The 13,444-nt window shown below is 60.3% G+C and carries 13 protein-coding genes and 1 pseudogene; 5 read left to right on the top strand and 9 right to left on the bottom strand.

Annotated elements, in window-relative coordinates:
* Nucleotides 1–21 precede the first annotated feature (21 nt).
* The 6 genes from pcaD to pcaR form a co-directional block, all read right to left on the bottom strand.
* Complete coding sequence (gene pcaD, locus EC919_RS06695; RefSeq protein ID WP_133772356.1) at nucleotides 22–810, bottom strand: 3-oxoadipate enol-lactonase; 789 nt, start codon at nucleotides 808–810, stop codon at nucleotides 22–24.
* 87 nt (nucleotides 811–897) lie between these two features.
* Nucleotides 898–2,187, bottom strand: a complete 1,290-nt coding sequence (locus tag EC919_RS06690) for an MFS family transporter (RefSeq protein WP_133772354.1) — start codon at nucleotides 2,185–2,187, stop codon at nucleotides 898–900.
* A gap of 169 nt (nucleotides 2,188–2,356) precedes the next feature.
* Nucleotides 2,357–3,559: a 3-oxoadipyl-CoA thiolase gene (gene pcaF / locus EC919_RS06685; protein ID WP_166650501.1), complete on the bottom strand. Its 1,203-nt coding sequence runs from the start codon at nucleotides 3,557–3,559 to the stop codon at nucleotides 2,357–2,359.
* Nucleotides 3,556–4,335, bottom strand: coding sequence for a CoA-transferase subunit beta (locus EC919_RS06680; RefSeq protein WP_133772350.1), 780 nt, complete (start codon nucleotides 4,333–4,335; stop codon nucleotides 3,556–3,558). Before EC919_RS06680 ends, pcaF begins: the two co-directional genes overlap by 4 nt.
* Entirely contained in the window at nucleotides 4,332–5,192 is an 861-nt protein-coding gene (locus EC919_RS06675) for a CoA transferase subunit A (RefSeq protein ID WP_133772348.1), read from the bottom strand. Before EC919_RS06675 ends, EC919_RS06680 begins: the two co-directional genes overlap by 4 nt.
* A gap of 169 nt (nucleotides 5,193–5,361) precedes the next feature.
* Nucleotides 5,362–6,204 carry a pca regulon transcriptional regulator PcaR gene (pcaR, locus tag EC919_RS06670; protein WP_065993181.1) on the bottom strand — a complete coding sequence of 281 codons (843 nt, stop codon included), beginning with the start codon at nucleotides 6,202–6,204 and terminating at the stop codon, nucleotides 5,362–5,364.
* 819 nt (nucleotides 6,205–7,023) lie between these two features.
* Here pcaR and EC919_RS06665 point away from each other — a divergent pair.
* Both EC919_RS06665 and EC919_RS06660 read left to right on the top strand, forming a co-directional pair.
* Nucleotides 7,024–7,221 (top strand): hypothetical protein, encoded by a 198-nt coding sequence (locus EC919_RS06665; RefSeq protein WP_037014498.1) that lies wholly within the window; start codon nucleotides 7,024–7,026, stop codon nucleotides 7,219–7,221.
* Between the two features lie 245 nt (nucleotides 7,222–7,466).
* Nucleotides 7,467–8,939, top strand: coding sequence for an inorganic phosphate transporter (locus tag EC919_RS06660; RefSeq protein WP_133772345.1), 1,473 nt, complete (start codon nucleotides 7,467–7,469; stop codon nucleotides 8,937–8,939).
* Nucleotides 8,940–9,016: 77 nt separating this feature from the next.
* Here the strand turns inward: EC919_RS06660 and EC919_RS06655 are convergent.
* A pseudogene (locus tag EC919_RS06655) lies at nucleotides 9,017–9,184 on the bottom strand (helicase HerA-like domain-containing protein); the annotation flags it as partial.
* Nucleotides 9,185–9,409: 225 nt separating this feature from the next.
* Here EC919_RS06655 and EC919_RS06650 point away from each other — a divergent pair.
* From EC919_RS06650 to EC919_RS06640, 3 genes are read left to right on the top strand one after another with little or no spacing between them, the layout of a single operon-like run.
* Nucleotides 9,410–10,522, top strand: coding sequence for a glycosyltransferase family 4 protein (locus tag EC919_RS06650; RefSeq protein WP_432213794.1), 1,113 nt, complete (start codon nucleotides 9,410–9,412; stop codon nucleotides 10,520–10,522).
* Nucleotides 10,515–11,294, top strand: a complete 780-nt coding sequence (locus tag EC919_RS06645) for a DUF2334 domain-containing protein (RefSeq protein ID WP_208294951.1) — start codon at nucleotides 10,515–10,517, stop codon at nucleotides 11,292–11,294. The genes EC919_RS06650 and EC919_RS06645 overlap by 8 nt, the downstream gene beginning before the upstream one ends.
* The gene (locus tag EC919_RS06640) at nucleotides 11,291–12,286 is read left to right on the top strand and encodes a lysylphosphatidylglycerol synthase transmembrane domain-containing protein (protein ID WP_133772343.1); all 996 of its coding nucleotides are present in this window, start codon (nucleotides 11,291–11,293) and stop codon (nucleotides 12,284–12,286) included. The genes EC919_RS06645 and EC919_RS06640 overlap by 4 nt, the downstream gene beginning before the upstream one ends.
* Here EC919_RS06640 and EC919_RS06635 read toward each other — a convergent pair.
* Together EC919_RS06635 and purU are read right to left on the bottom strand one after the other, a co-directional pair.
* Complete coding sequence (locus EC919_RS06635) at nucleotides 12,263–12,451, bottom strand: hypothetical protein (RefSeq protein ID WP_133772341.1); 189 nt, start codon at nucleotides 12,449–12,451, stop codon at nucleotides 12,263–12,265. The two genes, EC919_RS06640 and EC919_RS06635, sit on opposite strands and share 24 nt — an antisense overlap.
* Nucleotides 12,452–12,555: 104 nt before the next feature.
* Nucleotides 12,556–13,407 carry a formyltetrahydrofolate deformylase gene (gene purU, locus EC919_RS06630; RefSeq protein WP_074884652.1) on the bottom strand — a complete coding sequence of 284 codons (852 nt, stop codon included), beginning with the start codon at nucleotides 13,405–13,407 and terminating at the stop codon, nucleotides 12,556–12,558.
* Nucleotides 13,408–13,444 lie beyond the last annotated feature (37 nt).

The raw sequence follows: 13,444 nt of genomic DNA, 5'->3' as shown, positions 1-13,444 counted from the left end.
TACGCGAGAACGTCGCGGAGGTCACGCCAGCAAAAACTCCGTCACGCGCAGGGCGAATACTTCGCCCAGCTCGACGCTCGACAGGTGCGCGGCGTAATAGTCGGAGAGCTCGCTGCCGTGGATGTGGTTCTGCAGAAAGTGCCCGTCCGCCACGGTGGTGACGGGGTCATGGCTGCCGCAGATGATCAGCGTGGGCACGGTAATCGAACCGACTTCCTTGCGCAGATCGGCATCCCTGACCGCAGCGCAGCAGGCGGCGTAACCCAGCGGAGAAGTTGCCGCCAGTACGTCGGTGATGGGCGTGACCTTGTCGGAGTGCTGGCTGGCAAAGTCAGGGGTGAACCACCGCCCTACAGCGCCAGCGGCCATTTCTTTCATGGCCCGCTCGCCGCCCTTCTCCACCTGGGCGATGCGCGGCGCCCACGTTTCCGTGTCGCCGATCTTCGCGGCGGTGTTGCACAGAATCAGCTTGTGCAGCCGGTCGTTGGCATGGATGCCCAGCCACTGACCGATCAGGCCGCCCATGGACAATCCGCAGAAATGCGCGCGATGGATTTTCAATGCATCGAGCAGCGCCAGCACGTCCTGTCCCAGTTGTTCGACGGTGTAAGGCCCTTGAGTGACCAGGGACTTCCCGTGACCGCGCGTGTCGTAACGCACGACGCGGAATGACTTGCTCAGCGCCGGAATCTGCGCGTCCCACATGTGCAGGTCCGTGCCCAGCGAGTTGGACAGCACCAGCACCGGCGCATCCACCGGGCCATCCACTTGATAATGCAGCTCACCGTCTTCGAGTTGTACGAACGCCATGGCAGTCGCTCCGTTAAACACGTGGAATAAGTGTGATGAAGATGGACAGCACGCGCCCAGCCAGGACGCGCGCCTCAAGGTCAGGGATCAGTGATCTTCGTGCAGGTAGGCCGGCTTCTTCGGCAGTCGCAGGCTGAACAGGAAAGCTATCGCCATCATCGCGGTCACGTACCAGTAGAAAGTGTTTTCCATGCCCATGTTCTTTAAGCCCAGGGCCACGTATTCAGCCGAGCCGCCGAAGATCGCGTTGGCCACGGCATAGGCCAGACCGACGCCCAGGGCACGAACCTGCACCGGAAACATCTCGGCCTTCACCAGACCGCTGATGGAGGTGTAGAAACTGACGATGGCCAGCGCCAGGGTGATCAGCACGAACGCGATGATCGGGCTGGTGGTGGTTTTCAACGTCAGCAGCAGCGGCACCGTGCACAGCGTGCCCAGCCCGCCGAACCACAGCATTGAAGCGCGGCGGCCGATCTTGTCGGCGAGCATGCCAAACACCGGCTGCATGCACATGTACAGGAACAGCGCGCCGGTCATGATGTAGCTTGCGACCTTGGCATCCATGTGCACGGTGTTGACCAGGTACTTCTGCATGTACGTGGTGAACGTGTAGAAAATAAGCGAGCCCCCGGCGGTGTAGCCCAGCACGGTGATGAACGCCGCTTTGTGATCGCGGAACAGCGCAGACATGCTGCCCGCGTCCTTGTTCTGACGGACTTCGGCAGTAGTGGTCTCTTTCAGCGAACGGCGCAGCACCAGCGAGATCACCGCCGCCACCGCACCCACCACGAACGGAATCCGCCAGCCGTAGGCTTTCAGCTCATCGGTGCTGAGAAATTGCTGCAGGATGACCACGGTCAACACCGCCAACAACTGACCACCGATCAGGGTCACGTACTGAAACGAAGCAAAGAACCCGCGCTGCCCCCGCAACGCGATTTCGCTCATGTACGTGGCCGTGGTGCCGTATTCACCGCCCACCGACAGGCCCTGGAACAGGCGCGCCATCAGCAGCAGAAGCGGCGCCCAGGCACCGATCGATGCGTACGTGGGAAGACAGGCGATGACCAGCGAGCCCGCGCACATCATCAGCACGGAAATCATCATCGAGTTCTTGCGGCCGTGCTTGTCGGCCACGCGACCGAACAGCCAGCCACCGATGGGGCGCATCAGGAAGCCCGCAGCGAAGACGCCCGCGGTGTTGAGCAACTGAACGGTGGGGTCATCGGAAGGAAAAAACGCAGGCGCGAAATAGATGGCGCAGAACGCGTAGACGTAGAAGTCGAACCATTCGACAAGGTTGCCCGATGAGGCGCCGACGATGGCGAAGATCCGCTTGCGCCTTTCTTCTCCGGTGTAGTGAGTCGTTGTCATTATTATCTCCCCAGGTGTTAGTAAGGTCAGCCAGTCTAAGACATAACCTGCAACGTCTAGACTTAAGCAGTAACGTTTCGACATCACAAGGACAATCACCCGAGTCAGCAAGTTGCCCCTTTCATGGAGGCAACCGATGACTCGGGTGCTTGATTGGCGAGGATGTCGTTTAGCGCGCTATCGCAAGGGCCAGACCCTGCCCCACGCCGACGCACATCGTGGCCAGCGCCTTGCTGCCGCCGGTTTTCTCCAGTTGATGCAACGCAGTCAGCACCAGCCGCGCGCCGCTCATGCCCAGCGGATGCCCGAGGGAAATCGCACCGCCGTTGGGATTGACCTTGGGCGAATCGTCAGCGATGCCCAGTTCACGCATGACCGCAAGGCCCTGGCTGGCGAATGCCTCGTTGAGCTCGATGACGTCGAAATCGCTGACCGCCAGTCCCAGCCGTGCCACCAGCTTGCGCACCGCCGGAACCGGGCCGATGCCCATGACGCGAGGCTCAACGCCGGCACTGGCCATGCCCAACACGCGGGCGCGCGGGGTCAGGCCGTGTTTCTTGACGGCTTCGGCGGACGCCAGAATCATCGCCGCCGCGCCGTCGTTCAGGCCTGCCGCGTTGCCGGCCGTGACCGTTTTGCCAGGCCCGTTGACCGGCTTGAGCTTGGCGAGCGCCTCAAGGTTGGTGTCGGCGCGCGGGTGCTCGTCGGTGTCGACGACGGTCTCGCCTTTTTTGTGGGCGATGCGCACGGGCACGGTCTCCTCGGCGAAGAAGCCCGCAGCCTGAGCCGCCGCCGTGCGCTGCTGGCTGCGCAGGGCAAACGCGTCCTGATCCTCCCGGGAGATGCCGAAATCTTCAGCGACGTTATCGCCGGTCTGCGGCATGGTCTCAACGCCGTACTGGTCTTTCATCTGCGGATTGACGAAACGCCAGCCCAGGGTCGTGTCTTCCAGCTTCTGGCCGCGGCCGAATGCTGTGTCGGCCTTGCCCATCACGAACGGCGCGCGGGACATAGACTCTACGCCGCCGGCGATGGCCATCTCCATTTCACCGCAGGCGATGGCGCGGAACGCAGAACCCACCGCGTCCAGGCCCGAAGCACACAGGCGATTGAGGGTCACGCCCGGGACGCGGGTCGGCAACCCGGCCAACAGCGCGGCCATACGGGCGACATTGCGGTTGTCTTCACCGGCCTGATTGGCGCAGCCGAGAAACACTTCATCCAGCTCATCCCAGTTGACCGACGGGTTGCGCGCCATAAGGGCTTTTATGGGCAACGCTGCCAGATCATCCGCGCGAACGGTCGCCAGGGCGCCGCCAAAACGGCCGATGGGAGTTCGAATCGCATCGCAGATATAGACATCACGCATCATGCTTCTCCCGGCGCCTGACCATGGGCGGCAGCAGTCCGCGCTTCCAGATCACGCAACGCATTCAGTTCGTCATCGCTCGGTGCATCGGAAGTCACCACGTTATCGGCAAAACGCACGGCCCAACCGGTGGCGGCGATCACCTGCTCGCGGGTCACGCCCGGGTGAAGGGTCGTTACGACAAACTCGTGGGTGCCCTCCTCCGGCTCCATGATGCACAGGTCAGTGATGATGCCGACCGGCCCTGCGCCTGGCAGGCCGAGCCGCTTGCGCGAATCGCCGCCTTCGCCATGGCCGACCGAGGTGAGGAAGTCCAGCTTGTTCACGAAGGTCCGTGGCGATTGCTTGAGGATGATCAGTACTTCTTTGGCCGAGCCCGCGATTTCCGGCGCGCCCCCCGCACCCGGCAGGCGCACCTTCGGGTTGTGATAATCGCCGACCACCGTTGTGTTGATGTTGCCGAACCGGTCGACCTGAGCGGCGCCTAGAAACCCGACATCGACCCGACCGCCCTGCAGCCAGTAACGGAAAATCTCGCTGGTGGATACCACGGTGTCAGCGGTTTCCGCCAGTTCGCCGTCACCGATGGACAGCGGCAGCACGTCAGGCTTGGCGCCAATGGGTCCTGATTCGTAAATCAGCACCACGTCAGGCGAAGAAGTGAGGCGCGCCAGATTGGCCGCTTTGGAGGGCAGGCCAATGCCGACGAAGCACACGGCGCCATTTTTCAACCGGCGCGCGGCGGCGACGGTCATCATTTCGCTCGTGGAATAGTTCATTGGTTAGTCTCCGCCGCATGGGTCAGCTTGCGCTTGAACTCACCGAAATCCCGGGTGCCATGGATGTAGTCGTCGATCCAGGCGGTAAAGGCCTCACGGTCGCGGGCGATGGCGTCCCACGCCTGATAGAAACGGTTGTCGCGTTCGTAATAGCCGTGGGCGTAGGAAGGATGCGCGCCGCCCGGCACAACGCAAACGGCAGTGAGCGCCCAGGTTGGCAGGACACAGGCATTCATCGGTGCCTGTAGGTCATCGACAATTTCCTCGACTGTGACGATGCAGCGCTTGGCCGCCAACGCAGCCTCTTTCTGAACCCCGAGAATGCCCCAGAGCAGCACGTTGCCTTTGCGGTCGGCTTTCTGCGCATGAATGACCGTAACGTCCGGCCGCACCGCCGGCACGGCGGCCAGCACTTCTCCGGTGAAAGGGCACGTCACCGATTTGATCAGCGGGTTGACCTTCGGCAGGTCGGAACCGGCGTAGGCGCGCAACACCGCGAAAGGCAGCCCCGATGCCCCCGCCACATAGGCGTTGGCAAGGTCGGCGTGGCTGTGCTCTTCAATCTCCAGAGGCTGCGGCCATTGCCGTTCGACCGCATCGCGAAGCCGGTGCAACGAGCCAACCCCGGGATTACCGCCCCACGAAAAAATCAGGCGTTTCGCACAACCTGCGCCGATTAGCTGGTCATAGATCAAGTCGGGAGTCATGCGCACCAGCGTCAGATCTTTCTTCTTCTGACGAATGAGCTCGTGACCGGCTGCTGTAGGAATCAAATGGGTAAAGCCTTCCAGTGCAACGGTGTCGCCATCGTTGACGAACTGCTTCACGGCCTCTTGGAGGGAAAGAATTGCAGCCATGGGGTGCTCCAGGTTCACACTCGGTTGCCGTGCCATTTAAGGCCAGACGTTGAAAATGAGGTTATGCCTGGAGAAGGGACGGAACAATCCGATAACCGACTAAGTGTTCGATCACCGAACAGAGAGTCGTGATTGCGAACCGGCTGCGGTTAACCGGCCTGTTTAGCCATCAGGTAAACAGCTGCGTGCTGAGGTCACGGCTGGCATCCAGCATGATCGGCAGAAACTTCTGCTCCAGCTCATTACGCGTCACCCGACCCGCACTGGTGCTGACGTTCAGCGCCGCGAGCACCTGGCCGGATGCGTCGTAGACCGGCACCGCAATGGAGCGCAAACCCTGCTCCAGTTCCTGATCGACGATGCACCAGCCCTGCTGCCGGACTTGTTGCAAACATTCGAGCAAAGCTTCGGGTGTGCGTAAGGTGCGGCTGGTTTTAGGTTGCAGGTCGACATGGTCGAGGTATTCCTGCAATGACACATCGTCCAGCGCCGCCAGCAGGATTCTGCCCATGGACGTGCAGTACGCCGGCAAACGCCCGCCCACCGCCAGATCCACGGAGATCAATCGCTGAGTCGTGGCCGAACGGGCTATATAAAGAATGTCGTCCCCTTCCAGCGTGGCCATGTTGCAGGCCTCGTGCAGCTGATCACTCATGCGGTCAAGATACGGCTGCGATGAGACCGCCAGGGGGGTGGACGACAAATAGGCATGGCCGAGGGTCAGCACTTTCGGCAGCAACGAGTACGTACGGCCGTCAGTGGTGGCATAACCCAGCTTGATCAGTGTGTGCAGGCAACGACGAACCGCCGCCCTGGGGATTTCCGTACGGTGGCTGATTTGCGCGATGGTCAGGTGCCGCTTGCGCTCCTGAAACGCATGAATAACCGCCAACCCTCGCGCCAGAGAGGTCATGAAGTCCGGATCCCCAGTGAGCGCCTGAATCCTTTTGGCAGGGGACGCAACAATCGGCGGCGCAAGTGACGTGAATGAATTACGCAATTGATCGTTCATGCTGGCACCGTTCGTCGTGGCCGCGAAAGCCTTGTAGAACGCCACTCTCGCCTGTTTTCGAACCCACGGCAAGCCAGCTTTGGGCGATTATCGAACGAGTGGGCGATAATCGCAATTGACCGGCCGTACGGTTGCTTATACCTTTCACATGCCCTATGAGGCTTCTTTGGATTACTGGTCAGGTACCCACTGAGAAGTCCCAGGCACGGCCTTGCTAACCCAAGGCCGTTTTTGTCTCTGCCCTGCGCATTTATCTGTAAGCGAATAAATACACACTGGCTATTCGCGCCTTCACAACCTGTGAATTTACGTCGCCAGAAAACTGCCTGGCGCGTTAAACATTTGACTCGCCAAGTTGCGTCATAAATCGGACAGTGCAACTTAGGAATCTTCGTACATAAAAAAGGTATAAATCCTCAGTTGCCCGACTGCGACAGTCTCGACAGTTGACTCGCCTGCGCATCTTCGCGATAGTGGCCGTCATTGAAGCCCAATAACGCTATCGCGCGGTTTAATCCTCTGCCTTATCTGGTATGGATCCAAACTCACGCAGGCATTGCTCGACTCGATCGCAATGCTCGGCGACGGCAGGCCAATACCTTGGTCATTTGCCATCCTGCAGGCAATCAATAAAGAATGTTGCTACGACAGATTTGTCATTCTGGTGCACGTAGCCGCCCGTGGTTGAAGTCTGAATCATCTTGCGCAGCGCCCCTGCCCGATGATTATTCCTGATCCGATACATTGCGATCATCAGGTCCGACACTTTCAGACTCGGCGTCATCACCGGAATTAAACTCGACCCGATCAGGTATTAACGTGACCAAAGATGAACTGCGCGCAGAATTAGAGCGCCAGGAACAACGTTACAAGGAAGTGTATGGCGGCGAAGTGACAACATACGCCGCCCAGCCCGAGCCAGAGCGCAAGCCGTGGCGCAAAAGGGCCAGCCTGCTCGACCAGGCTTTCAAGCAAGAGCTGCAAAAGATGGAAGAAGAACTCAAGGAAGAGCCTTGAGCCGCTCGCTTGCCTGTCGCTGACTCAATCAGCCGACGGCAAGCGTTTCAACTGCTTTAAAAGCCAGGTTTTACAGCCTCGTCTGCCGTTCAGGGATGTTTCGCACTCTCCTTCACGACAGGAAGTCAACGGGCTGGCGGGACAGAAATTTCGTTGCAGGCTGCTACCAGTGAGCAGCGCGCCTATCGCGCAGTTTTTTTTCTGTCATAATCCCGCCCCCTTAAGACCGGGTCAGAAAACCTTCCATGATCGATCTATTCAGCGGACTGGATGCTTGGGTGATTGTGAGCTTGTTGCTCGCCCTGGCGTTTGTCCTCACCTTCGAGTTCATCAACGGCTTTCATGACACCGCCAATGCGGTGGCGACAGTCATTTACACCAAGGCCATGCCGCCTCATCTGGCGGTATTTTTCTCGGGTGTGTTCAATTTTCTCGGGGTGCTCCTGGGTGGCGTCGGCGTGGCGTATGCCATCGTCCATCTGCTGCCGGTCGAGTTGTTGATCAACGTCAACACCGGTCATGGTCTGGCCATGGTGTTCTCGCTGCTGGCTGCGGCCATCACCTGGAACCTCGGCACCTGGTACTTCGGTATCCCGGCGTCCAGCTCCCACACGTTGATCGGCTCGATTCTGGGTGTAGGCCTGGCCAACGCGCTGATCAACAACATTCCGTTGGGTGAAGGCGTCAACTGGCAGAAAGCAATCGATATCGGCGCGTCGCTGGTGTTCTCGCCACTGGCCGGTTTCATCGTGGCAGGCCTGGTATTGCTGGGGCTCAAAGCCTGGCGTCCCCTGTCCAAGATGCACAAGACCCCGGAACAACGCCGCAAGCTCGATGACAAGAAACACCCTCCTTTCTGGAATCGCCTAGTACTGGTGATTTCGGCGATGGCGGTGAGTTTTGTGCACGGCTCCAACGATGGTCAGAAAGGCATCGGCCTGATCATGCTGGTGCTGATCGGTATCGTCCCGGCGCAGTTCGTTCTGGACCTGAGCACCACGACCTACCAGATCGAACGCACACGCGACGCGACCCAGCACCTGAGCCAGTTTTACCAGCGCAACAACGCAACGCTCGGCGAGTACTTGGCACTGGGCAAATCGGCGCCGGGCGACTTGCCTGAGCGTTTCAGCTGCAACCCTGAGCAGACCGAGCCGACCATCGATGCTCTGTTGAGCAACCTAAAGGGCGTTAACGACTACCACAGCCTCGCACCGGAGCGTCGCATCGAAGTGCGTCGCTACTTGCTGTGCCTGGACGACACGGCGCGCAAGGTCGGCAAGCTGCCAGCCCTGGATGCCCGTGAAAAATCGGATCTGGAGAAGCTGCGCAAGGACCTGACCGCGACGACTGAGTACGCACCGTTCTGGGTTATCTTCGCCGTTGCACTGGCGCTGGGTATCGGCACCATGGTCGGTTGGAAACGCGTCGTGCTGACCATCGGCGAGAAGATCGGGAAGCAAGGCATGACTTACGCTCAGGGCATGTCCGCGCAGATCACCACCGCGAGCGCCATTGCGCTGGCCAACGTGTTCAGCCTGCCAGTCTCGACCACACACATCCTGTCGTCCGGCGTGGCCGGGACCATGGTGGCGAACAAGAGCGGCCTTCAGGGCGGCACGGTTCGCAACATTCTGTTGGCATGGGTGCTGACCCTGCCCGCCACGGTCGCGCTGTCGGCAGGGTTGTTCTGGTTGGCGTCAAAAGCGCTGGCCTGACCTGACTGCACCGCCTGACCTGAAAAAGCCCATTCATTGAATGGGCTTTTTTGTGGGTGCCCTAGCGGCGTTTCTTGCGCGACGCCCGCATCGCTGAACGCCTCCGCCAGGCGCTGCAGCGTGACGGTTTTCCCGGTGCCGGTCGCGCCGGCCACCAGCCCGTGACGATTGGCCAGACGCATCGCCTGGCCGATCGGCTGGCCCTTGAGGTCAGCGCCAATAAGAATCTGTCGTGAGTCAGGCATCCGTTCACCCAAGCGTCGCATTTGATATTCCCGAGGGGACTGCGGCAGCCGCCCGGATGGACCCGCACCGCTGATCAGCCCTCAGGCCACCTTTCTACTCTAGCGCAAGCGGCGCAGTGCTCGTCCATGGCCATGATCGTGGGCATGGATGCGACGATCTGCAACCGAACATCTGTATCTGTGGATGGTCAACCAGAAGGACTGATCAATGGACGGAGGCATCCTGTGCATATCGCTGACATGACCATGTTCTACGCCCCTGCCAGCGGTGGCGTGCGTACGTATCTGGACGCCAAGCACCGTCGCCTCGCGCTTTATCCGGGCGTGCGACACAGCCTGCTGATTCCCGGTCCGCAAAGCAGTCATGAGGATGGCGTGTACCGGGTTCCGGCGCCGCCCGTGCCTTTTGGCAACGGTTACCGGTTTCCGCTGCGCGTCGGTCCCTGGCGAGATGCCCTGCGAAGCCTGCGGCCGGACCTCATTGAAGTCGGCGATCCCTATCTGACGGCCTGGGCTGCACTGGATGCCCGACGTCAACTGGACGTGCCGGTCATTGGCTTCTACCACTCCGACCTGCCGCTGCTGGTGCGCAATCGCATCGGCACCTGGCTGGGCGCCAACGTCGAGAATTACGTCAGCAAGCTCTACGGCAACTTCGACCGGGTGCTGGCGCCGAGTGCCGCGATGGCGGACAAGCTGATCAGATTGGGTGTAAATAACGTTCATGTGCAACCGTTGGGAGTCGATCTGCAGGCGTTCCACCCCTCTCGGCGAGATTCTGGTCTCAAGGCGGAGCTGGGCCTGACAGAAGAGACACACCTGCTTATCTTCGCGGGCCGAGGCTCGAAAGAGAAAAACCTGACCGTTCTCCTCGACTGCATGAAGGCGCTGGGCGCGGGTTATCACCTTTTGCTGGTGGGTTCCCATATGCCAACCAGCGTGCCGACAAACGTGACGGTTGTGGATAAATTCCGCCCTGCCGCCGAAGTCGCGCGTCTGCTGGCGAGCGCCGATGCGCTGGTGCATGCCGGGGATCAGGAGACCTTCGGCCTGGTGGTGATTGAAGCCATGGCCAGTGGGATTCCGGTGGTCGCCGTGGATGCCGGCGCGTTCCGCGAAATCATCCCCGAGCATTGCGGCCTGTTGTGCCAACCCAATCAACCAATGGCCATGGCGGCAGTCGTGCGTCAGTTGTTTGCCGAGAACGCGCCATCCCGGGGCGCAGATGCACGGCGTCATGTCGAGGCACATTATGCGTGGGACGCCGTAGTCACCGGCTTGCTCGGCCATTACCAGGCAGTACTCGGCGCCCGTCAGCCGGTCTATGCCCATGGCTGAGATTCCCGCAATCACGCAGCGCAGCCTGATGCTGGTGCTCCACGACGTGTCCCCGCAAACCTGGCCGGATTATCGCACCTTCGTTGAGGCGGTCGACAAGCTTGGCAACATTCCCATCACCTGGCTGGTAGTGCCGGACTTCCACAAGCACGACCCGATCGACGCCAGTCCGGGCTTCCAGCGCTTGATGCATGACCGTCTTGCACGGGGCGATGAGCTGGCGCTGCACGGTTACTACCATTGCGACGACAGCCCTGCCCCGCGCACGCCGCAGGACTTTTTCATGCGGCGCATTTACACCTGGGAAGGCGAGTTCTACACCCTCAACGAGCAGCAGGCGATGCAGCGACTCGAAGCCGGCATGGACGTGTTCCGACGCAACGACTGGCCGCTTCACGGGTTCGTCGCCCCCGCATGGCTGATGAGCGAAGATACGCGCAATGCTCTGCGAAAATTGCCATTGGACTACACAAGTGATGCCCAACACTTGTATCGTCTGCCGGACTTTTCCGAGATCGACGCGCCCGGCATCGTCTGGAGTGCTCGCAGCGCCTGGCGCCGGGGGGTATCGAAAATCGTCAGCAACCACCGTGAGGCTCAATTGCACAACGCCGCAACTATCCGTCTGGGTCTGCACCCTGTAGACATGCGCCATGACTTTTCCCGTCGTTACTGGCTGCAAGCCCTTGAGCGCTTGCTGAACGACGGTCGCACGCCGACGAGCAAATTTGCCTGGTTACAGGAGCTGAATGCTGCCAGGTCCGCGGCGTGAGGCGACTTGGCTGGCTCGCAGCAGCACTGATACTCGCGCTGCTGATTCCGTTCTTCATGGGCGGCGCGGACATGTTTCATCGCCTGCGCAATTTCCCGGTAATGCTCCTGATCGGCATGTTCGTCATGGTGCTGGTGGGCTGGTGCATGAACACGATGCGCCTGCGCCTGTTACTCGGCGACGCCGCCAGCGGGCTCGGCATGCGCAAAAGCCTCGCTGTGGTAATGGCGACCGAGTTTGCTTACTGCGCAACGCCCGGTGGCAGCGGCGCCCCGTTGACGCTGGTGGCACTGCTGTCGCGCAGCGGCATTGGCCCTGCGAAAAGCACAGCGGCCTTCGCCACCGACCAACTGATGGATCTGGTGTTTTTTCTCCTCGCCTTGATCGGCATCCTGATTTACGCGGTGTTCCACCAGCTCAGCGAAAACCTTGAATGGATGCTCATTGCCAGCGCCTTGCTGATCGGCGCCGGGCTTTGCGCCTGCGCCGGTTTCGCGCGGTATCACCGACGCATCATTCTGTTCAACGGTCGGATGCTCAAACGCCTGAAACGCAAGAACACCACGCGTATTCGCTGGGCGCGCAAGCTGCTGCATTTTCGCGACGCGCTGGCTGAAACCTGGAAGATGCCCCACCGCATACTGCTGCAAGTGTTTGCGCTGACCTGCGTGCACTGGAGTTTGCGTTACAGCGTGCTGTACCTGGCGCTGCAAGGGTTGGGCGTGAATATCGACTGGGCGTGGACGTTTCTGGTGCAAATGCTGTCGCTGAGTGCCGGCCAGTTCAGCCTGTCGCCGGGCGGTGCCGGAGCAGCGGAATTGACGTCGGCGGCCTTGTTGGCGCCGATGGTGGGCAAGTCGACGGCAGCGGCGGCGATCCTGATCTGGCGGATCGTCACCTATTACTTCTATCTGGTCGCGGGCGGTCCGGTGTTCCTGTTGATGGTCGGGCGCCCCCTGTTGAACAAGTTACTGCGGATCAAGACTGTCTGATTCGTCTCGCTGCTCGGCAGACGTCAGTTCTTTCCATAACGCTTCGGCGCCCTCGAAGTCCGTGCCGTCTTCTGGCGACATGGCGTCGACGTCGTAACGGCTCAGGCATCCCTCGCCAAGGGTCGGCGGGGCTTTGGAGGTGGCTTTGTCGAGGGGGTCGGTCATGTTGATTCCGCCTTTCTTGCCATAGACGCCTGGTGGTCCGGACACAAACGCATTGCAGTGTGCCGCTGGATTTCAGCGGCACACCGAAGCTGCTTCATCACTGCTTAATCAAAGACCACTGTCTTGTTGTCATGCACCAGCACGCGGTCTTCCAGGTGCGCGCGCAGGCCGCGAGCGAGCACCATCTTTTCCACGTCGCGACCGAAACGCACCATGTTCTCGATGCTGTCGCGATGGCTGACGCGCACCACGTCCTGCTCGATGATCGGGCCGGCGTCCAGTTCTTCGGTGACATAGTGGCAAGTAGCGCCGATCAGTTTCACGCCGCGCAGTGACGCCTGGTGATACGGCTTGGCGCCAACAAACGAAGGCAGGAAGCTGTGGTGAATGTTGATGACCTGGTGCGCGTATTCCCGGCACAGTTGCGGCGGCAGGATCTGCATGTAACGCGCCAGCACAACAACGTCGGCTTCGTGGTGTTTGACCAGACGCGAGACTTCGGCGAAAGCTGGCTCTTTGTCTTTCGGATCAACCGGCACGTGGTAATAAGGAATGTTGTGCCATTCGACCATGCTGCGCAGGTCCTGGTGATTGGAAATCACGCAGGCGATCTCGCAGTCCAGTTCATCACTGTGCCAGCGGTGCAACAGGTCGGCCAGACAATGGGATTCCCGGCTTGCCATGAGTACGACGCGCTTTTTCTGCGCGGAATCGGTAATGCGCCAGTCCATCGAAAACTCTTCGGCGATGGGCGCAAAGGCCTCGCGGAAACCTTCGAGGTCGAAAGGCAGGGTATCGGCGCGCATTTCATGGCGCATGAAAAACCAGCCGCTGAGGTTGTCAGAGTGATGGCTCGCTTCGGTAATCCAGCCGTTGTACGACGCCAGAAAGTTACTGACCTTGGCAACGATACCGACACGGTCCGGGCAAGCAATCACCAGACGAAAAGTGCGCATGTGAAAAACTCCAGAACTTCGCAAAGGCCGCCATTCT

Origin of the sequence: Pseudomonas graminis (genome assembly GCF_004364335.1) — a bacterium.
GTDB lineage: Bacteria > Pseudomonadota > Gammaproteobacteria > Pseudomonadales > Pseudomonadaceae > Aquipseudomonas > Aquipseudomonas graminis_D.
The sequence above is the reverse complement of the archived record's forward strand: the minus strand, read 5'-3'. Positions and strand labels throughout refer to the sequence as shown.

Coding starts and splice junctions, on each gene's coding strand:
- pcaD (WP_133772356.1), bottom strand. CDS start 810: ATGGCGTTCGTACAACTCGAAGACGGTGAGCTGCATTATCAAGTGGAT.
- EC919_RS06690 (WP_133772354.1), bottom strand. CDS start 2,187: ATGACAACGACTCACTACACCGGAGAAGAAAGGCGCAAGCGGATCTTC.
- pcaF (WP_166650501.1), bottom strand. CDS start 3,559: ATGATGCGTGATGTCTATATCTGCGATGCGATTCGAACTCCCATCGGC.
- EC919_RS06680 (WP_133772350.1), bottom strand. CDS start 4,335: ATGAACTATTCCACGAGCGAAATGATGACCGTCGCCGCCGCGCGCCGG.
- EC919_RS06675 (WP_133772348.1), bottom strand. CDS start 5,192: ATGGCTGCAATTCTTTCCCTCCAAGAGGCCGTGAAGCAGTTCGTCAAC.
- pcaR (WP_065993181.1), bottom strand. CDS start 6,204: ATGAACGATCAATTGCGTAATTCATTCACGTCACTTGCGCCGCCGATT.
- EC919_RS06660 (WP_133772345.1), top strand. CDS start 7,467: ATGATCGATCTATTCAGCGGACTGGATGCTTGGGTGATTGTGAGCTTG.
- EC919_RS06645 (WP_208294951.1), top strand. CDS start 10,515: ATGGCTGAGATTCCCGCAATCACGCAGCGCAGCCTGATGCTGGTGCTC.
- EC919_RS06635 (WP_133772341.1), bottom strand. CDS start 12,451: ATGACCGACCCCCTCGACAAAGCCACCTCCAAAGCCCCGCCGACCCTT.
- purU (WP_074884652.1), bottom strand. CDS start 13,407: ATGCGCACTTTTCGTCTGGTGATTGCTTGCCCGGACCGTGTCGGTATC.